This is a genomic window from Vibrio sp. 378, from assembly GCF_033339435.1.
Genome location: NZ_JAWOUO010000003.1, coordinates 58,212 through 76,604, shown reverse-complemented (window position 1 = coordinate 76,604; position 18,393 = coordinate 58,212). Strand labels below are relative to the sequence as shown.

General features: G+C 44.1%; 15 protein-coding genes and 1 pseudogene. 12 read left to right on the top strand and 4 right to left on the bottom strand.

The window, feature by feature from the left end:
- Positions 1-139 precede the first annotated feature (139 nt).
- The 3 genes and pseudogenes from R7Q48_RS06870 to R7Q48_RS06860 all read left to right on the top strand — a co-directional run bounded on the left by R7Q48_RS06870 (position 140) and on the right by R7Q48_RS06860 (position 3,187).
- Entirely contained in the window at positions 140-1,681 is a 1,542-nt protein-coding gene (locus R7Q48_RS06870) for a L,D-transpeptidase family protein (RefSeq protein ID WP_005376852.1), read from the top strand.
- A 166-nt stretch (positions 1,682-1,847) separates the two neighbouring features.
- Positions 1,848-2,401: pseudogene (locus tag R7Q48_RS06865) on the top strand (DUF882 domain-containing protein).
- 129 nt (positions 2,402-2,530) lie between these two features.
- Positions 2,531-3,187, top strand: coding sequence for an MBL fold metallo-hydrolase (locus R7Q48_RS06860; protein ID WP_005376855.1), 657 nt, complete (start codon positions 2,531-2,533; stop codon positions 3,185-3,187).
- 18 nt (positions 3,188-3,205) lie between these two features.
- On the opposite strand, the gene R7Q48_RS06855 is transcribed toward R7Q48_RS06860, so the two are convergent.
- Positions 3,206-3,871 carry a DUF2982 domain-containing protein gene (locus R7Q48_RS06855; RefSeq protein WP_005376857.1) on the bottom strand — a complete coding sequence of 222 codons (666 nt, stop codon included), beginning with the start codon at positions 3,869-3,871 and terminating at the stop codon, positions 3,206-3,208.
- 273 nt (positions 3,872-4,144) lie between these two features.
- On the opposite strand from R7Q48_RS06855, the gene R7Q48_RS06850 reads away from it, so the two are divergent.
- From R7Q48_RS06850 to R7Q48_RS06825, 6 genes are all read left to right on the top strand, one after another.
- Entirely contained in the window at positions 4,145-4,549 is a 405-nt protein-coding gene (locus R7Q48_RS06850) for a MarR family transcriptional regulator (protein ID WP_256902907.1), read from the top strand.
- A 414-nt stretch (positions 4,550-4,963) separates the two neighbouring features.
- Positions 4,964-6,055 carry a TRAP transporter substrate-binding protein gene (locus tag R7Q48_RS06845; protein ID WP_017636112.1) on the top strand — a complete coding sequence of 364 codons (1,092 nt, stop codon included), beginning with the start codon at positions 4,964-4,966 and terminating at the stop codon, positions 6,053-6,055.
- A 115-nt stretch (positions 6,056-6,170) separates the two neighbouring features.
- Positions 6,171-6,710, top strand: coding sequence for a TRAP transporter small permease subunit (locus R7Q48_RS06840; protein WP_005376869.1), 540 nt, complete (start codon positions 6,171-6,173; stop codon positions 6,708-6,710).
- Between the two features lie 12 nt (positions 6,711-6,722).
- On the top strand, positions 6,723-8,009 hold the full coding sequence (locus R7Q48_RS06835) for a TRAP transporter large permease (RefSeq protein ID WP_005376871.1): 1,287 nt from the start codon (positions 6,723-6,725) through the stop codon (positions 8,007-8,009).
- A gap of 151 nt (positions 8,010-8,160) precedes the next feature.
- The gene (locus R7Q48_RS06830) at positions 8,161-9,516 is read left to right on the top strand and encodes a cache domain-containing protein (protein WP_005386831.1); all 1,356 of its coding nucleotides are present in this window, start codon (positions 8,161-8,163) and stop codon (positions 9,514-9,516) included.
- Complete coding sequence (locus R7Q48_RS06825) at positions 9,509-10,147, top strand: response regulator (RefSeq protein ID WP_005376875.1); 639 nt, start codon at positions 9,509-9,511, stop codon at positions 10,145-10,147. Before R7Q48_RS06830 ends, R7Q48_RS06825 begins: the two co-directional genes overlap by 8 nt.
- 40 nt (positions 10,148-10,187) lie before the next feature.
- Here R7Q48_RS06825 and R7Q48_RS06820 read toward each other — a convergent pair whose 3' ends face one another.
- Positions 10,188-10,664 carry a MarR family winged helix-turn-helix transcriptional regulator gene (locus tag R7Q48_RS06820; RefSeq protein WP_005376877.1) on the bottom strand — a complete coding sequence of 159 codons (477 nt, stop codon included), beginning with the start codon at positions 10,662-10,664 and terminating at the stop codon, positions 10,188-10,190.
- Between the two features lie 387 nt (positions 10,665-11,051).
- On the opposite strand from R7Q48_RS06820, the gene R7Q48_RS06815 reads away from it, so the two are divergent.
- Positions 11,052-12,623 carry a BCCT family transporter gene (locus R7Q48_RS06815; RefSeq protein ID WP_005376879.1) on the top strand — a complete coding sequence of 524 codons (1,572 nt, stop codon included), beginning with the start codon at positions 11,052-11,054 and terminating at the stop codon, positions 12,621-12,623.
- Positions 12,624-12,853: 230 nt separating this feature from the next.
- Positions 12,854-14,737: a methyl-accepting chemotaxis protein gene (locus R7Q48_RS06810; RefSeq protein WP_005376880.1), complete on the top strand. Its 1,884-nt coding sequence runs from the start codon at positions 12,854-12,856 to the stop codon at positions 14,735-14,737.
- A gap of 72 nt (positions 14,738-14,809) precedes the next feature.
- Here the strand turns inward: R7Q48_RS06810 and R7Q48_RS06805 are convergent, their stop codons facing one another.
- Together R7Q48_RS06805 and R7Q48_RS06800 are read right to left on the bottom strand one after the other, a co-directional pair.
- On the bottom strand, positions 14,810-15,529 hold the full coding sequence (locus R7Q48_RS06805; RefSeq protein WP_005376881.1) for a 3'-5' exonuclease: 720 nt from the start codon (positions 15,527-15,529) through the stop codon (positions 14,810-14,812).
- An 8-nt stretch (positions 15,530-15,537) separates the two neighbouring features.
- Positions 15,538-17,427, bottom strand: coding sequence for a DUF294 nucleotidyltransferase-like domain-containing protein (locus tag R7Q48_RS06800; protein WP_033905640.1), 1,890 nt, complete (start codon positions 17,425-17,427; stop codon positions 15,538-15,540).
- Between the two features lie 314 nt (positions 17,428-17,741).
- On the opposite strand from R7Q48_RS06800, the gene R7Q48_RS06795 reads away from it, so the two are divergent.
- Complete coding sequence (locus R7Q48_RS06795) at positions 17,742-18,383, top strand: outer membrane beta-barrel protein (RefSeq protein WP_025767291.1); 642 nt, start codon at positions 17,742-17,744, stop codon at positions 18,381-18,383.
- Positions 18,384-18,393: the final 10 nt, after the last annotated feature.

Sequence of the window (18,393 nt, the reverse complement as noted above, 5' to 3'; positions counted from 1 at the left end):
AATTACTTATAGAGAGTTTTGTTGTCGTTTTCGGCATCAGATTCTTAATTTTAAACCTGCAAGCTGTGAGATATTTGCCATACTTTTTATTATGGCAAGTAGCGCAAGGATCATTTCAGTGTTTGCTAGGGTTTTAATCATGACGGCACTTCTGGTGCCGTTTTGCAGCTTTTCCACCGTCGTTTCTCTCGAAGCTTCAGCGCAAGTCGAGCAAGAGGGAGCGGTACAAAAGCTGTCTGTAGAAAAAATGATCCATTATCCAGAGGTGATTGATCAACTGTATCAAAGCACCAATTACCGTTTGAACTGGGAAAATGAAAGTGATATTGAGCAGTTTCTTTTTCAAGTAAACCTGGTTGCACTTGCGGATGTCACCGATGAATTCGAAAATCAACTTCACCGGATAAACCAAGTAAGGTGGCAGGGAGATAATCTCGACTTCGATTTAGTGATGACAGATTCACTCTTGATGTACCTTAGTTATCTTGAGCAACTCCCCGAAGAAGGGATTAATTGGCTATTTACAGACAAAGCCCATGTTACGTTACCCGCTCCTAGCATCGATACTTTATCGGTTCTGAGTAATGAGATTACGGTTGGCAAACTTGGTCAGTTTTTGGCAAGTCTCCGGTCTCCATTACAAACAGATGATGCTTTCTACTCCGCCTATTCTTCGCTATCGGAACATTCTCAGTACCAATATCCTGCCTATCAACAAACTGGGCTAGCACGTGTTGGCGATATATTGGAAAACAGACCCCTATTGATTGAGCGAATGGAGATCGTAGGCGTAGATGTTTCTTACTTGGATTTAGTCACTGAAGAATATGACGAACAATTAGAGCTTGCGATAAAAGAGTTCCAGCGTATTCATGGTTTGAAAGAAGATGGCGTTATCGGCCCGAATACCATTCGATGGATCAACTTTTCTCCTCAAGAGCGATTGCATCTGTTGGCGTTGAATTCTGAGCGTTCAAGAATTTGGTCGAAAGAAAGGGATAATGTTGTCTTTGTTAACGTGCCTGGATACGAAGTCACGTATTGGCATGACGGTCAACCCTTGTTTGAGTCTAAAGTCGTGGTAGGGAGAGCATCAAGAAAAACGCCCATCATGTCGGTAGCACTGGATTCAGTTATTCTCAACCCAACTTGGAACGTGCCTTGGACTATCATGGTTAAAGACATTATTCCTAAAGTAAAACGTAATCCGATGTATTTGATTAACCATAACATTCAAATCATTCGGTCTTGGACTTCGAACGAAATTATTGACCCTACAACCATCAATTGGGCAACGGTGAATCCGAGAACATTTCCTTATCGTATGCGACAGGCGTCGGGCTTACAAAATGCACTGGGATTGTACAAGTTCAATATGCCTAACCCACAAGCTATTTATTTGCATGACACGCCAAGTAAGAACTTGTTTGAACAGGACAGACGCGCATTCAGCTCAGGATGTGTTCGTGTAGAACATGCAGACCAGCTAGCAGAACTTCTGTTCAAAACTCAGGGGTTGGAAGAACGTTTAGCGAAAAAGCGAGAAAGTTCTCGTCGGTCTAACACGTCAGTTCCTTTGGGAGAGCGCATTCAAGTACACATCATTTATCAAACAGCATGGTTGGAAGAGGGAACGCTTTACTACCGTGATGATATCTATAAGTACGATCACCGCAGTTGAAATCTTTAAGGAAAATTTACAAAACGAAGAATTCTCTTTTCGTTCAATAATTAAACAATAATTACTGCGTCTGAAAATCAAGATGGAGTGTTTTATGCGTTTGACGTGACAAATGTGTTTGGTTAATGTCCACGACTTGTCTAGTTGTTGAGCACTGTATTTTGAAATGGTAAGTCGTAACTTTTCCCGCCGAGATTTCCTTAAAATGACCGCTGGTGGTGTGGTGTGGTGTTGGCGTCTGCCCTGCCATCATTTTCTTGGGCTTCACTCCCTGACGAGCCACGTGCGCTGGCGATGAACAATCTTAATACTGGAGAGATCCTCGAAACATGCTATTTCGATGGAAAACGATACATTAATGATGAACTTCAAAGGCTGAATGAGTTTTGTCGAGACCATCGACGAAATGAGGTTCATCCCATGGATCGACGCTTGTTCGATCAAATAAGCCAAATTCAAAAGTTAATTGGTACAGAAGCAGAGGTGATCGTCATTTCAGGTTACCGTTCTCCTGCCACTAATGCCTCGCTGCGCAACGGGTCTTCTCGTGTAGCGAAAAAGAGCATGCACATGGAAGGAAAGGCCATTGATTTCCGTTTAGACGGTGTGAAGCTTTCAACAGTTCGTGATGCTGCATTAAGCCTAAAAGCCGGTGGCGTGGGTTATTATCCAGGCAGTAACTTTGTTCATATCGATACGGGTGCTGTTCGTTCTTGGTAGTGCCAGTTGAGACAAGGTTTCTAGTCTCAGAACGTCGTCGATTACCCACAGTTCAAAGCTTGAAGTCGCTAGGCCTTAGTGTCATAGTTGCGGCAGTTTTCACGCAAATTTATTCGGTATAGGTTATCTATGGCTCTGAAATACCAAGTTGTTCCAGTAACATCTTTCTCTCAAAACTGTTCTATTGTCTGGTGTGACGAAACCATGAAAGGTATTGTGGTTGACCCAGGCGGCGATGAAAAGCAGCTCGCTATGCTTATCAAAGAGCTGGGTGTTGACGTGGTAAACCTAGTGCTAACACACGGTCACTTGGACCACGTAGGTGGCACGGAGCCGCTGTCTGCACTGCTTGGCGGTACAGAGATTGTTGGCCCTCACAAGGCAGATAACTTCTGGTTGCAAGGTTTGGAAGGTCAGAGCCAAATGTTTGGTTTCCCGCTGACAGAAGCGTTTGAACCGCACCAATGGCTAAATGAGGGTGACACTGTCACTTTTGGTAATCAAGTGCTGAATGTATTCCACACACCTGGTCATACACCTGGTCACGTTGTGCTTTACAGTGAAGAAGCGCGTTTAGCGTTTGTGGGTGACGTTTTGTTTAACGGTAGCATTGGTCGAACTGACTTCCCACAAGGTGATTTCAATACGTTGATTAGCTCTATCAAAGAGAAATTGTGGCCTTTAGGCAATGATGTCACGTTTGTCCCTGGTCACGGCCCTCAATCGACTTTCGGTCATGAGCGTAAAACTAACCCGTTCGTTGCTGACGAGATGCCGCTTTACTAAAAGTGCGTGTACTAAGCATTATTCTGGCTCGGCGGCAGCTAAGTATCGCCGAGTCAGTCCCACAAAATCCTCAGCCTCACGATCTAGATCACTTGCTGATATAAATAGATCATAGCCATAAAAGCCTCTCTGATACTTCATCCGGTTGGCGAGCATCGCTAACAAACCTTTGTACTCAATCCCATCTCTGTTTATATACGGTTTAGGGTCAAGCACCATATCCTCAAACTTATCTTCACACTGATTTTGTTTTGCGCCTAAGTAAAGCAGTGCTCGCTGGCTGAGGAGAATTTCTGTCGCTATACGAGGGCAGATTGAATTTAAGTAGGGTGAGTAGTGTTTTAGACGAATACCGATCCAAGGTAGCGGTTGGTGCCACCCTTCCTGTTGGTAGCTACAAATACCGATTGACTCAATATTTCGCCATCTGACGACCCAACCCCCTTTAAAAAGGTGTTGCTGAAAGTGAGAAGCTGTCAGCGTAAAAGTGACTTGGCTTTTCTTAATCATCAAGATGGCGAAACCAACGATTGCAGACATCAAAATGACCGACAACATGGCTTGCTTCCATCCCGGAGAAATGGCAACCAAAAACAAAGTGATGAGTGCAACGAGTAACAAAAGTATTCTGTTGATAGGGGAGTCGGGTTTGAAATGTGAATTTGTTAGGTGCAGCGTTTCCATGCTTATAACCTCATCGAATACTTGTTCAAAAATGAGTGGGCAGCTTTATGTGCATTGACTTGCATTTAAAATAAAACAAACCTCTGTTTTTATACCCAGTATTCAATAAATCCGTTCATAAAATATCTGATTAAATAGTAGACGTTCTATGCTTTGAGCGCATTTTTCATCGCGTTTCGCCGCTAAAACCTACAAATTGCTTGTGAATTTTGGTATAAAACGCGCTTCAAATTTTCATCCCTGCTGAGATGCAGTGAACTGGAGAAATATTCAATGAGACTTGCTCATAAGCGTAAAGTGCAGATGAAACTGCAAAAACGCATTAAAGCGACAGTAGCAAACTTAGCTGCAGCACCTAAAGCAGTGAAGCCTGTTGCGGAAAAAGCAGTAGCACCTTCTGTTGCTGAAAAAGCTGTTGTGGAGAAAGTAGTAGCTGATAAAAAAGTAGCTGCAGTGAAAACAGTTGATGTTGCCCTTACTCCTAAGCAACAACAAGTATTAGACATCGTTATGGCGAATGCTGAAGGTATTAACCCTAAAGGCATCGGTCTAGCTGCAGGTCAAGAAGATACTAAAGCGGCATCATGGGCTACTGGCGCACTAAAGAAGCTTCTTGAAGAAAACCTAGTTCAAAAAGAGCAGTTAGCAGGTAACAAAGTTATCTACAAAGCAGTTTAATTACCGCTACCGTTCTAGATTGAATACCTCGGCCGATGCCGAGGTATTTTTTTATCTTGGTATTGGAAATAATGCATTAAGTACTCACTTTAACACTGCCAATAAGTGGTTTGTCACATTTTCTTAAATACTATGTAAATTTTTTGGCAGAAAAATACGTACGTATTGTCTTTTATTTTTATTCATAGATAAAAATATAATTTATTGATTTTGCTATTAACAGTCTTTTTTCATGACGGTTGTCCTACGTACTTGTACGTAATACCTTAGGCTAATGCCTTATTGATGAATCACTCGCTTCCGTGTTCATGCCCATTTCGCATTAGAAAACATTGTTACATCTTTTATACCGAATACAGCCAATCCTAATGAAATGGATGACAACAATAACCTTGGTGATAAAGGACGTGAACGATGAGTCTAATCCAAAAATCTTTAAAACGAGTGCTCAAAACAACCGCTGTCGCTGCCGCGATGGCACTCGCGGCGACTTCTGTAAACGCTGCTGAAAAAGTCTATCGTTTAAAGCTTGCTGAAACTTGGGGGCCTAATTTCCCAATTTTTGGTGATACCACAAAAAACATGGCCAAAATGGCGGAAGAGATGTCCAACGGACGTTTGCAAATCCGCATTGATTCCGCAAACAAGCATAAAGCGCCTTTTGGGGTGTTTGATATGGTTAAGTCGGGTCAGTATGACATGGGTCACTCAGCGTCTTATTACTGGAAGGGTAAGGTTCCAAACACACTTTACTTCACTTCTATGCCCTTCGGTATGTTGCCAACTGAGCAGTATGCATGGTTTTACTACGGCGGTGGTATGGAGCTGATGGAAAAAGTGTACTCTCCACATAACTTGATGTCTTTCCCTGGCGGTAATACCGATACTCAGATGGGCGGGTGGTTCCAAAAAGAGATCAAGTCCGTCGAGGACTTACAGGGTTTGAAAATGCGGATCCCAGGGTTTGCTGGTGAGATTTTGGCTGAATTAGGTGCCAAGCCAACGAATATCGCCCCTGGTGAGCTATATACCTCTCTAGAGCGTCGCACAATTGATGCCCTGGAATGGGTTGGTCCATCGCTGGATCTACGTATGGGCTTCCACAAAATCGCGCCTTACTACTACACAGGTTGGCATGAGCCAGCGACTGAGCTTCAGTTCCTCGTTAACAAGCGCACCTGGAACCGTCTACCTGATGATCTAAAAGCGATTTTGCAAGTAGCCATGAAAACGGCCGCTTACGATATGTACACGCAATCGAAACACGAAAGCGGCAAAAACTGGGCATCTATTAAGTCTGAATACCCAAATGTTGAAGTAAAAGATTTCCCACCTGAAGTCGTAGCTGCGTTGCGAGAAGCAAACGATCGTTTGTTGAAAGAACATGCAGAAAAAGATGCTTTGGCGAAAGAGATTCAAGAGTCGCAAGCGAACTATATGAATCAAGTTCGACCATGGTCAGATATTTCGCACCGAGCGTACTTAAACAGTCAAGCTCAACAATAACGTTATGAAGCAGGCGACGCTGAGAGGTTTAGCCTGCTATCGAAGCCCAAGAAAACTTCATAATGAATGCTCCGCACCATAGCGGAGCGCATCTAAACGTTCCACGGAGTTCGGAATGAGAAGTCTTATTTATATTGAGCGATTATTTAACCGCTTTAGCGATTTTCTCGGATGGTTATCCAGCATCCTGTTTATTTTGTTGTTAGCAAACGTTGTGTACGACGTTGTCATGCGTTACGTGTTTAATGATGTGTCTATCGCATTCCAAGAAATGGAATGGCATCTATTCTCTGCCGTGTTCTTGCTTGGTGTGCCTTACGCAATTAAGTCCGGTGGCCATGTTCGCGTCGACATTTTTTATGAACGCTTATCTTACAAAGCACAATCCATCATCGACATCATAGGCACACTATTTTTCTTATTCCCTTTTTGCCTACTGGTAGCTTGGTTTGGTATTGATTTCGCCAAGGAAAGTTACGCGTTAGGCGAGACGTCTGGTGACCCAGGTGGCTTACCATATCGTTGGATTATCAAAGCGATGATTCCGCTGTCATTTTTCTTTATGGCGGTGAGTGGTATTGGATTGTTACTTCATTCAATCAACAAAATTGTCAACCCTCATCTCATCTATGCCGGTAATAACGGTAAGTCGTAAAAGGAAGTCATTATGATCGGTATAGTGATGTTTTTTGTTGCGCTCTTTGCGCTTCTATTGGGATTTCCCGTTGCCTTTACTTTTGGTGGTATCGCGCTGATTTTTGGTGTTTGGGCTGAAGGCATCGAGATGTTTGCTTTTATGCCATATCGAATTCAGTCCATTATGGAAAATACGGTGCTAATGGCCGTACCGCTGTTCGTTTTTATGGGGCTAGTGCTACAGAAAACGAAGCTTGCTGAACAGCTACTAGAATCAATGGGGCGTTTGTTCGGTGGCGTTCGCGGTGGTATCGCTATTTCTACCGTGTTAGTTGGCGCATTGCTTGCAGCTTCAACGGGTGTGGTAGGCGCATCAGTTGTTGCGATGGGCTTAATATCTCTTCCTGTGATGCTCAAGTACAATTACGACAAAGGTTTAGCGTGTGGGACTATTTGTGCGTCTGGCACGTTGGGCCAAATTATCCCACCTTCTATCGTGTTGATCTTGTTGGGTGATGTACTTGGCGTACCGGTAGGGGACCTATTTCAAGCTGCGATCTGGCCCGGTATTACACTTGTTGGCGCCTATGTGATCTACATTCTCATCTACGCGAAGTTGAACCCTCAAGCCGCACAGGCGATAGAGCGTGATGAGTCGATCAGTCGTAAACAAGAAGTGCTCACCGCACTGAAAGCTGTATTGCCACCTTTAGCATTGATCATCGTGGTATTGGGCTCCATCTTTGCAGGGATTGCAACACCAACAGAGTCAGCGGCACTGGGCGGTGCAGGTGCGATAATTTTATCGCTATTGTATAAACAGTTTAGTTGGTCGATGATTTATGATGCATCAAAAGAGACAGTTAAGGTAACCGCAATGGTCTTTGCGATCTTACTTGGTGCGACCGCCTTCTCAATGGCATTTACCTACACCGGTGGTGATTATTTAGTTGAAGAGTGGATGTTAGAACTGCCGGGTGAAAAGTGGGGATTCCTTATTATTACCATGGTGGTGATTCTGATTTTAGGTTTCTTTATCGACTTCGTTGAAATCTGTTTTATCATCGTGCCAATTATTGCGCCAGTCGCTGAATTGATGGGCATTAATATGACGTGGTTTGCGATTCTTATTGCGATGAACTTGCAGACGTCGTTCCTCACACCGCCATTTGGCTTTAGTTTGTTCTATCTAAAAGGTGTCGCTCCAGCAGGGGTTACTACGCGTGATATCTACAAAGGTGTGATGCCGTTCATCGCGATTCAGATTGTTGTGTTGGCGTCTTTGCTGTTTTTCCCAGGTTTTTACGGTATGAGTTAATCACTCGATAATAAAGAGATTTTGTGAACTGAGAGTTTTTACCTTTTGAGACAAGTTGTTAAGCTGTTAATTATGTCTATGCAGACACAATCGATTCGTTTGTACTGCTAAGATAGTAAGCTGTAAAGGCAGCGTTTCATGGAGGGAAGGGATGCCTCTCAAAGCAAAGTTAATTCTGCTGACACTGATACCCGTGGTATTGGTGTCAGCGAGTATCAGCTGGATCTCTATCTATCAAACCAAGACCCTTGGCAAAAGGGAGGTAGAGATCTTTCATCAAAACCTGATCCAATCAAAAGAAGCGGCGCTGAAAGATACGGTCGACGTCGCTTTTGACTCCATTTCTTACATCTACAACGATCCGACTTTAGAAGAGAGTGTTGCCAAAACGCGTGTGAAAGCGATTTTAAATCGTTTGAGTTATGGGTCGGACGGCTATTTTTTTGCTTATGATAAATATGGTACCAACCTTGTACACCCAGTTCTTCCGGAGCTTGTCGGGGAAAACTTACTCTATCTTGAAGACGAAAATGGCGATCGCTTAATCGAAGCTCTATTGTATCAAGCGCAATCCGGTGGTGGATTTCATCAGTACCTGTGGCAAAAGCCATCTACGGGTGAAGTTGTCCCTAAGCTTAGTTACGCTGCATGGCTCGATAAGTGGGAATGGATGATAGGGACTGGGCTGTATATTGAGGATGTAAGCCGAGAAGTCGCCAATATGCGCGCGGCGGTGAACAAAAATATCGAAACGACATTTTTCTCAGTCGTCGTGATCTTAGCGGTGACCGTTGCTGTAATCATTGTTCTCACTCTGGCGATCAATCTGCATGAGCATCGCCTCGCTGATAAGAACCTGAAAGAATTGGCACATAAAACCGTGATGTTCCAAGAAGATGAGAAAAAGCATTTAGCGCGAGAACTGCACGATGGAATCAATCAGTTGTTAGTCTCCAGTAAATGTCATTTAGACTTAATGAGTCATAGACTGGAAGACGAAAAACTCAAATCCCACTTAGATAAATCACAACGATCGCTCGTCACCGCGATAAATGAGGTGCGGCATATTTCTCATCAGCTCCGTCCAAGCGCCCTCGATGATATCGGTTTAGAAGCAGCACTGACGACCTTGCTACAGGATTTTCATTCCCATTCCGGGATTGATATCGAGAGCAATTTCGATACTCAGCAGCACAAACTGACTTCGGAAGTCGCAACGACGCTATATCGCGTCGCTCAGGAGTCTTTGAATAACATTGAAAAACATGCGCGAGCGAAAAAAGTAACGGTTACTTTGCAAAAAATGGGCAATATGCTGCAATTACTCATACGTGATGATGGCGTTGGATTTGTGGTTAACCAAGCAGTGCACCAACAAGGGATTGGGTTAAGGAACATGCAAGAGCGTGTAGAGTTCATCGGTGGTGAATTTGAGCTAATGAGTGAGCTTGGCTTGGGAACAGAGATTACTGTGCTGCTTAATTTGGATGAAATAGTTTATGGATAAACCGATTAGTGTAGTGATTGTCGATGATCATCAAGTGGTATTGGATGGCTTCATGGCTCGTTTGGAGTTAGAGCCTGACATCGAAGTGGTGGGTACAGCAAGTAATGGTTTGGAAGCGATAGAGGTCGCAAAGCACTTGCAACCGGACGTCATATTGATGGATATCAGCATGCCTATAATGAACGGTATTGAAGCGACTGGTGTAATTAAAGAAGCGCGCCCAGAGAGCAAAATACTTATGTTGACCATGCACGATAATCGCGAGTACATCATGAAGGTCATGCAAGCTGGTGCCGTAGGATATATGCTCAAGGAAATCTCGGCCGAGAAAATGGTGCAAGCAATAAAAACGGTGAACCAAGGTTCGACGTATTTCTGTGAATCCGTCACACAAACACTCTTTACCCAAGAAGTGGTGCCTGCCACGCAAAAAACGAATCCTCTCAGCCGCAGGGAAGAAGCGGTACTTAAATTAGTTGCTCAAGGAAACAGCAGCAAGAAAATCGCCACTTTACTCAATATTAGTTATCGAACGGTAGAGACGCATCGCCATAACATTAAGCACAAGTTGGACTTACATTCGACGGCAGAGTTAGCAAAATATGCGTTTGAAACTGGGTTGACTGAGTAGGAGAGTAGTGCCCGCAAAAAGCGAGCACGTGGGAGCGAAACTAATCGGCTTTGGTAATACTACCAAGCTCTAGCATTGGAGCAACATCGATGTCCTCTGCATTCATCATCGTCGAGATGCGTTGAACGGAAGACAGTAGAAGGGATTGCTCCCATTCTTCCAATTTTTGGAATCGATTAATGAAGTGCTCTTGCAGCGGCGTTGGTGCTTGTTTTAAGGCTTCTTGGCCCTTGCTCGTAAGTACAGCATGCACTTTACGCTTGTCTTGAACACTGCGCTGACGCTCAACAAACTGGCCTCGTTCTAGTCTATCTAGAATGGTCGTTGCGGTCGCTTGGCTCATGTTAGTGTGGCTAGACAACTGTTTAATCGTCACGTTATCTAAGTCATTGATAGCGCGCATCAAAATCAACTGTGGAGCAGTCAATCCAGACTCTTTGCTCAGCTTTTTAGAATGTAAATCAATAGCGCGGATGATCTGACGAATCGAGACCAATACTTCTTCGTACTTTTCCAATTTATTCATCCAGTCTGTAGGGAACATTTATCGAGGCGACACTAACTTAAATGCGCCCTTATTTAAAGGGGGGAAATCAAAAATTACCTCTACAATTTTACGCCGTGTCCTCAATACCATTTTGTCGCGCCTTTTCGACAAAATAAGAAGAGCTAAAATTATTATAGCAATAAATGTTTGTGGTCTAACTATTGTAGTAGTGATTTGTTCTATCAAAGGCTGTAACCACACAGTGAAAAGTAAGTTATTGGATTTTTTAATAGCAAAAAGATAGACAAAAACGTGTCAAATGATAGGATCTTGCGCCTTCACGGAATGCAAAACGTATCGTGTTCGAAAGATTTTTTTGTTTGGTACGTAAAAACACTACAAAAATAGAGAGGAACGATGACAAAGGGTATAGATAAGTACAGTATCGATAGTACCGACTATACGGTAGGTCAGGACAACGTTCAAAAATGGGGTTTTGATGTTCATAACCCAGTTTTTGGTATTAGTGCAGGTTTAATTGCGCTGTTTCTTGTCGCTGCATTAGTTCTAGATGCACATACCGCAAAGACGGCACTTGATGGGCTGAAGTGGAAAATTATTGGTTCATTCGATTGGTTGTTCATTATTGCAGGTAACATTTTCGTTATTTTCTGTTTGGCGCTTATCGTCTCACCAATGGGTAAGATCCGACTAGGTGGTAAAGACGCTGTTGCCGATTACTCGTTTATGTCATGGCTTGCAATGCTATTTGCAGCTGGTATGGGTATCGGTTTAATGTTCTGGAGTGTTGCAGAACCTGTCGCTTACTTCACCGGTTGGTATGAAACGCCACTTGGTGTTGAGGCAAATACACCAGAAGCCGCGAGATTGGCACTGGGTGCAACGATGTTCCACTGGGGCCTTCACCCATGGGCAATTTACGGTGTTGTAGCACTTTCTTTAGCATTCTTTGCCTACAACAAAGGTTTACCGCTATCTATGCGTTCGATCTTCTACCCACTTCTGGGTGATCGTGCATGGGGTTGGGCTGGCCACATTGTGGACATTCTGGCTGTGCTTGCGACTTTATTTGGTCTTGCTACATCCCTAGGTCTAGGTGCGCAGCAAGCAGCAAGTGGTATTCATCACGTATTTGGTGTTGAGCCAGGCCTAGGTCTGCAAATCGTCGTTATTACCGTGGTGACTTTACTTGCTGTTGTTTCCGTCGTACGCGGCATCGATGGTGGTGTTAAAGTCATTAGTAACATCAACATGGTTGTGGCGTTCTTGCTACTTCTCCTTGTTGGTCTTATCGGTTGGGCGGCGAGCCTAGGTTCGATCCCAACCACACTTATGGCATATGTAGAGAATATCATCCCACTAAGTAACCCGTTTGGTCGTACGGACGAAGCTTGGTTCCAAGGCTGGACAGTGTTCTACTGGGCTTGGTGGATTTCATGGTCGCCATTCGTAGGCATGTTCATCGCGCGTGTTTCTCGTGGCCGTACCGTTCGCGAGTTCATCACAGCAGTTCTGCTGGTTCCAACTGCGGTTACCGTTGTTTGGATGTCTGTATTTGGTGGCCTGGCGATCGAGCAAGTTGTTGATAAAGTAGGTGAGCTGGGCACAAATGGCTTGACTGACGTATCACTTGCTATGTTCCAAATGTTTGATGTTCTTCCATTTGGTAGCATGCTTTCTATCATCGCTGTTGTGTTGGTACTTGTGTTCTTCATTACGTCTTCTGACTCTGGTTCACTTGTTATCGACAGTATCACGGCAGGTGGTAAAGTCGATGCACCTGTACTTCAACGTGTCTTCTGGGCATTCATGGAAGGTGCAATTGCGGTTGCTCTGCTATGGATTGGTGGCTCCGAGGCGGTTCAAGCTCTTCAGGCTGGTGCCATTTCTACAGCACTGCCATTTACCTTCATTCTGCTTGCAATGTGTGTGAGCTTATTGATGGGTATGCGAACTGAGCGTCAGTAATTCGGCATTTTATAAAACCGTTTACTAACAATTAATCAAAAGGCCAGCAATTTGCTGGCTTTTTTTGTGCGGTTTTTATGACGATCGAGACAAAAAAATGACACATGAAAGTTCATATTTTACAAAGAGTTAATGTGCTATTTTGTTTTTTAAAAATTAGTGAATAGTCGTAAAAAAGTGTGTAATATTCATGCACCTTAACTGTTCTCCCAACTCAAAAAACTATAAATATGAAATTATCATTAAAACAAAAGCTTATAGGCGCAAGCCTTTCTGCTGTTGTTGTGATGGCAACAGCACTTACTTGGTTGTCGGCTGGTCAATTATTTGATCAGACTCGTTCAGGTGTCTATTCACGTGCGCAAAGTCTTAGTACTACTGCGTCAGAGGGAATTTCTGATTGGGTCAATATCCGTAAAGATATTGCCACTGCGTTCAACGACTACTCGACCGAGCAAGACGTTGTTCCTTTCCTACAACAAGCTCGCAAGGCTGGTGGCTTCGATGACATCTTCCTTGGTACACCAAACGGTGATATGTACCGCTCTCATCCGGAGCGTAACCGTGCTGATTATGACCCTCGCACACGTCCTTGGTACAAGGATGCTGATGCCGCGGGTAAGCAAATCATCACAGCCGCATATCAAGACGCAATCACGAATGCACTACTTGTGACCATTGCTGAGCCAGTAATGAAAAATGGTCAGTTTGTTGGTGTTGTTGGTGCGGACGTACTGATCGATCAGCTTATCAGCGATGTGATTAACTTAGATGCAGGTGAAAACGCGCATGCGATGCTAATCGACATGAATGAAGGCACCTTCTTAGCGCATCCAGATAAAAGCTTGACGCTTAAGCCTATCACCAGTGTTCTAAAAGATTTTTCAGAAGAGGCAATTGAGCGCGCCGCCGATGAAGGTCGTATCGAAGATACGGTAATCAAAGGAAAAGAGAAGCTTTACTACTTCAATAAAGTTCCTGGTACGCATTGGATGTTTGCGATTGAAATGGATCGCGCAACAGAAGAAGCAGGTCATGCGGTATTGCTACGAGATCTATTGTTTACTGCTGTGGCGATCACGATTGTGGTTATTCTTGCAGTTTCTTGGCTAGTTGGTTTCTTGTTCCGTGACTTGAACCGCGTATCAAATGCACTGGAAGAAATTGCATCTGGTGAAGGTGACTTAACGCAACGCCTAGAACCACGCAGTGATGATGAAGTAGGTAAACTGGCGGAAAACTTCAACCGTTTTGTTGGCAACATGCACACAATGGTTACTAAGCTTAGCCACGTATCTTCTGCGCTTTCAGAACAAGCACGCACGACAGCACAGCAAGCTGAGGAGCGTAGTCAGCGTATCTCTTACCAGCAAGATGAAATCAACATGGTGGCGACGGCTGTGAACGAAATGGCAGCAGCGACACAAGAAATTGCAGGTAATGCTGATAGCACGGCAAGTAACTCAGAAGAAGCGGTTCAAGCTTGTTCACATGGTTCTAGCCAAGTAACTCAAACGCAAGGCTCTATTCAGAACTTAGCGCAAGAAGTTCAAGTTGCTACTGATGTGATTCAAGAGCTAGAAGCACACGGAAATAGCATCAATACGATTCTATCAACGATTCAAGGCATTGCAGAGCAAACGAACCTACTTGCACTGAACGCGGCGATCGAAGCGGCACGTGCAGGTGAGCAAGGCCGTGGTTTTGCTGTGGTTGCAGATGAAGTCCGCGTATTGAGCCAACGTACTCATGCTTCAACGCAAGAGATTCAAGAAACTATCGAGATGCTACAAGGCACAACAGCCAAAGCGGTCGGTATTATGGGTGACAGTCGTCGTCTAGCTGATACCAGTGTTGATGATGCCAATGCGGCTGCAGCGAGCTTGACGCAAATCCACACTGCTGTTGAGCGTATCAGTGATATGGCAACGCAGATTGCTTCAGCAGCAGAAGAGCAAGCATCGGTAACCACTGAGATCACTCGTAACACTGAAGGTATTCGTGACGTGTCTAACGAGTTGTCAGTCGAAGCTCATCAAGCAGCAGAACAAGCTGCTCACCTGTCTGAGCTATCACACGAACTTGAACAAGAGATTCAACGCTTTAAGCTGTAATCTTGTCTCAAGCTAAGCAAAAAAAAGGAGCCATCTGGCTCCTTTTTTGATCGCTATTAAGCGTGAAGTATATTACAGCCAGAACTCACTGATGGGTTGCTCTTCACTGTAATGATGGGCGATTTGCGCTTGCAGTAGCTCTGCGGTAGCAATTGCATCGGTTAATGCATGGTGAGGCGTATAGTCTGGCAGCCCATAACGGCGTCGAGATTGCGCTAGCCGAACCGATTCTGGTTTTTTCCCTTTTAAACGCTCCCAGAGAGAGCCTGAACGTTTCTGTTGAATCGTTTCTTCAAGGTGCAGCGTATCTAAAACAGGAAACTCAATACCTTCCCCTAAACGGCTTTTGAGCGCTTTATCCAGAAACTCTCTCTCGATACGACGGTAATGAACAACAATGATTTTCCCGCTTAAGCATGGTAGCAGCTCGCTTAAGATATCGCCTAAGTCAGGTGCATCGATCAATTCGCTGTGAGTAATACCGTGTATAATGACTGAATCTTCATCGAGTGCACGCTGTGGACGTACCTTCCAATGACGCGAGTTACGTAGGAAAATTCGCTTCAGGTTAAACGGTACCAAACCAATAGTAATGATGTCATGTTTTTCAGGATTCAAACCCGTCGTTTCGAAATCTAACGCCACGAACTCCACCTCAGATAACGGTGTTTCTGGAGCAGGCGGCTTGTTGCTATAAAACGCAATTAAATTCTCATCCTTCGCCATCTCCAGCTTTTGTTCAAACTTCGTTGGCCACTGAATGGTTGGCTTCTGAAAGAGCTTTTTAATCATGCTAAACCTCACTTAAAGCTCTTGTTCGCTTGGTAGCGGAACTTAAGGAAATTTTGGCCATTGCTTAGGATCTGGAATGCATCCTTTAGGTTGCGACGTTCAAATTCAGAGAGGTTTTCCGGTTCGATATTGTTATCAGGCTCAATGCCTAGTTCCACATCCGTCGCTTGGTGACGAATACGTACCATGGAAATAAATTCTAACGCGTCTTTTAAGTCTTGTGCTCGACCTTTTGGCAAAATGCCAGCATCAATAATGTCGTCAAGACGCTCAAACGAGTTCTGTGCACGTGAACCAACCGCCAGAGAGTGAACGCGAATTAAGTCGACCAGAGGAGCAGTACCGCGACGTTTGAGGTTGATGGAGTTGTTGTGTCTGCCATCTTTTTCCATCACGAAGTCTTTAAAGAAGCCCAGAGGTGGTGTTCTGTTTAGTGCGTTACGAGCCAAACACGCTAAGAAGCGGTTGTTCTTTCGAGCGCGACGAACAATAAAGCTAGTTAACTGTTCTGCCCATTTTAAGCGGCCATAGACGCCATCCAAGTCGAAAAAGATGGAGGCGTTGAGTAGTGCTTTCGGGTTCGGGTTATCAATCCAGTCAGCAAAACACTCTTCCCACTCTGAACGAGTCATGCGCCATAGTGGGTTGGTTGCCATAATATCGCCTGTGCAATATTTGTAGCCACAGGCATCTAACCCATCGCTGACGTATTTTGCTAGGGCTTCGAAGTATTTACCATGTTTCTCTTCTTGATAGGTCTCATCTAGAATGATGGCGTTATCTTGGTCAGTCACCAACAGTTGCTCATCTCGTCCCATTGAGCCAAGTGCAAGGAAACAATAAGGAATTGGCGGTGGGCCAAGCTCTTCTTCTGCCATTTCTAGCAGACGCTGTTTGAAGCTTCGGCCAATGACCGACATCGCGCTACCCACCATGTGAGAGTTGGCATCTTCATTGACCAGACGCACGAAGCTGCTTTTCACTTCTTCGGCAACAACGGCTAAATCTTCGATAGTCTGTTGTTGGAAAATACTACTCACCAACAACAACGAATTCTGAGATTCATAACGAACAATGTCGGTGGTTTCGATAATACCGATTGGTAATTGGTTTTTTACCACTGGTAGGTGATGTACGTTGTAACGCAGCATCGTTAACATTGCTTCATAGATGTAAGCGTTGTGGTCAAGAGACATGACCTCCGTGGTCATCACACTGGACACATCGTCCTGTGGGGACAAACCTTCAGCTAACACACGGGTACACAAGTCACGGTCAGTAATGATACCAAGTACTGGGGACTGTGGATCGTCTTCGTCACGAACGAAATCTGGGTCGACGATAAGTAAAGCCGATACGTTGTCATTCGCCATTTGCTGCGCGGCTTGCTGGATTGTCTGACCACGATCAATCGTATGAGCATCGCCAGTCAGCAAGGTTTTCACTTTCGACGTCGTCAGGTCATTGGCGTCTTTGTTTTCTGAAATGGCTTGGCGTAAACGAGCGCTATTTTCAACTTCAACAAAATCCGCAAAGGAATCAAAGTTATCGTAAATTTCTTGGAAAATGTCACCAGGAATACAGTAGAGCAGGGTATCCTCAATGGCTTTTACCGGAAAGCGGACTTTGTTATTGGTGAGCATGCCCATCTGGCCAAATAGGTCACCTTCGTCAAGGCGATTATACAGCTCACCTTTGCGTCGATAAACTTCAACAACACCGCTTCGCACCACGTATAAATCTTGGATATAGTCTCCAAAATGGATGATGGGGGTATCTTCTCGGTAGTACGAGATTTCGACACTCTCTGTCACCTTGTTTAGTGTTTCTTCAGGGAGTTCATTGAACGGGGGATACTTGGCGAGAAAGTTGTAAATCTCGAGAAGTTCTGCATCCATCGAAGGCGCCTTTTAGTTCGCAAATAATAAAGTAATCTTAACTTAGTTTTAAAACAGAGTCTTATCTGAACCGCGATTTTCGTGCTCAGTCATAAGATTCTGACATATCGCACGATAAGGGAGCTTCATTTTTACTACTATATGGTCACCTCAATTGAAAAAGACGTCGTCGATATGTTTTCTTCGTGATGACTGATTAGATCTTTGGCTGTTTCAGATCGTTATCACGTCTTTAGATTAAGCTATTCTTCTTGAGCCAAGTAGCTCAGGCGATGGAATACAGTGTTTAGATAATTCTCATGAAAGGAAGTCGAATGGTGAGAAATTTATTGCTTGTTTCTTTAGCTGCTTTGCCGGCGATATCAAGCGCAGCGGTCATGGACCAAGCAGAAAAATTTGGGTACGAACACATTCATTTGGATGTTGGTGCCGGAACGACAAACGAAGAATGGTTAGATAACTCTAATGCGACCACAGTTGGACTCGGTGGTAACTATTTGTTTACTGAGAACTGGTTGTTTAATGTTGATTACTCAGCGCAGTTTTTCCATCCGGATGATTTTACTCTTCGCATTGACCGCCTTTTGTTTGGTGGTGGTTACCGTTACGGAGTTACAGAGCAATTCGATATCTACGGGATATATGGAATAGGCGCAATCAAAGCGAAAGCGACGGACGACAAAACGGATAATACGTTGTCTTCCGATAGCGAATTGATTCAAGCTGTAACTGTTGGGGTGAATTACTTGCTCAGTGAAAAGCTTATTGCGACAGCTGAAGTGGAGTTGAACCGTAGTGATATAGTTGATGAGAACAATTTTAAGATCGGTTTTAATTACCAATGGCATAAAGTCATCGGCACTGGTCTTTTTTATCAGTTTAGAGATACTGATTACAGCGGTGAAAGTTCAGATTACGTCAATGAAGTAGGGCTGAGTTTGAAGTTTGTCTACTAGATCGGACGGG

Bases quoted from the DNA above. Each gene is read 5' to 3' on its own strand.
- R7Q48_RS06870 (WP_005376852.1), top strand. From the start codon at position 140: ATGACGGCACTTCTGGTGCCGTTTTGCAGCTTTTCCACCGTCGTTTCT.
- R7Q48_RS06860 (WP_005376855.1), top strand. From the start codon at position 2,531: ATGGCTCTGAAATACCAAGTTGTTCCAGTAACATCTTTCTCTCAAAAC.
- R7Q48_RS06855 (WP_005376857.1), bottom strand. From the start codon at position 3,871: ATGGAAACGCTGCACCTAACAAATTCACATTTCAAACCCGACTCCCCT.
- R7Q48_RS06850 (WP_256902907.1), top strand. From the start codon at position 4,145: ATGAGACTTGCTCATAAGCGTAAAGTGCAGATGAAACTGCAAAAACGC.
- R7Q48_RS06845 (WP_017636112.1), top strand. From the start codon at position 4,964: ATGAGTCTAATCCAAAAATCTTTAAAACGAGTGCTCAAAACAACCGCT.
- R7Q48_RS06840 (WP_005376869.1), top strand. From the start codon at position 6,171: ATGAGAAGTCTTATTTATATTGAGCGATTATTTAACCGCTTTAGCGAT.
- R7Q48_RS06835 (WP_005376871.1), top strand. From the start codon at position 6,723: ATGATCGGTATAGTGATGTTTTTTGTTGCGCTCTTTGCGCTTCTATTG.
- R7Q48_RS06830 (WP_005386831.1), top strand. From the start codon at position 8,161: ATGCCTCTCAAAGCAAAGTTAATTCTGCTGACACTGATACCCGTGGTA.
- R7Q48_RS06825 (WP_005376875.1), top strand. From the start codon at position 9,509: ATGGATAAACCGATTAGTGTAGTGATTGTCGATGATCATCAAGTGGTA.
- R7Q48_RS06815 (WP_005376879.1), top strand. From the start codon at position 11,052: ATGACAAAGGGTATAGATAAGTACAGTATCGATAGTACCGACTATACG.
- R7Q48_RS06810 (WP_005376880.1), top strand. From the start codon at position 12,854: ATGAAATTATCATTAAAACAAAAGCTTATAGGCGCAAGCCTTTCTGCT.
- R7Q48_RS06805 (WP_005376881.1), bottom strand. From the start codon at position 15,529: ATGATTAAAAAGCTCTTTCAGAAGCCAACCATTCAGTGGCCAACGAAG.
- R7Q48_RS06800 (WP_033905640.1), bottom strand. From the start codon at position 17,427: ATGGATGCAGAACTTCTCGAGATTTACAACTTTCTCGCCAAGTATCCC.
- R7Q48_RS06795 (WP_025767291.1), top strand. From the start codon at position 17,742: ATGGTGAGAAATTTATTGCTTGTTTCTTTAGCTGCTTTGCCGGCGATA.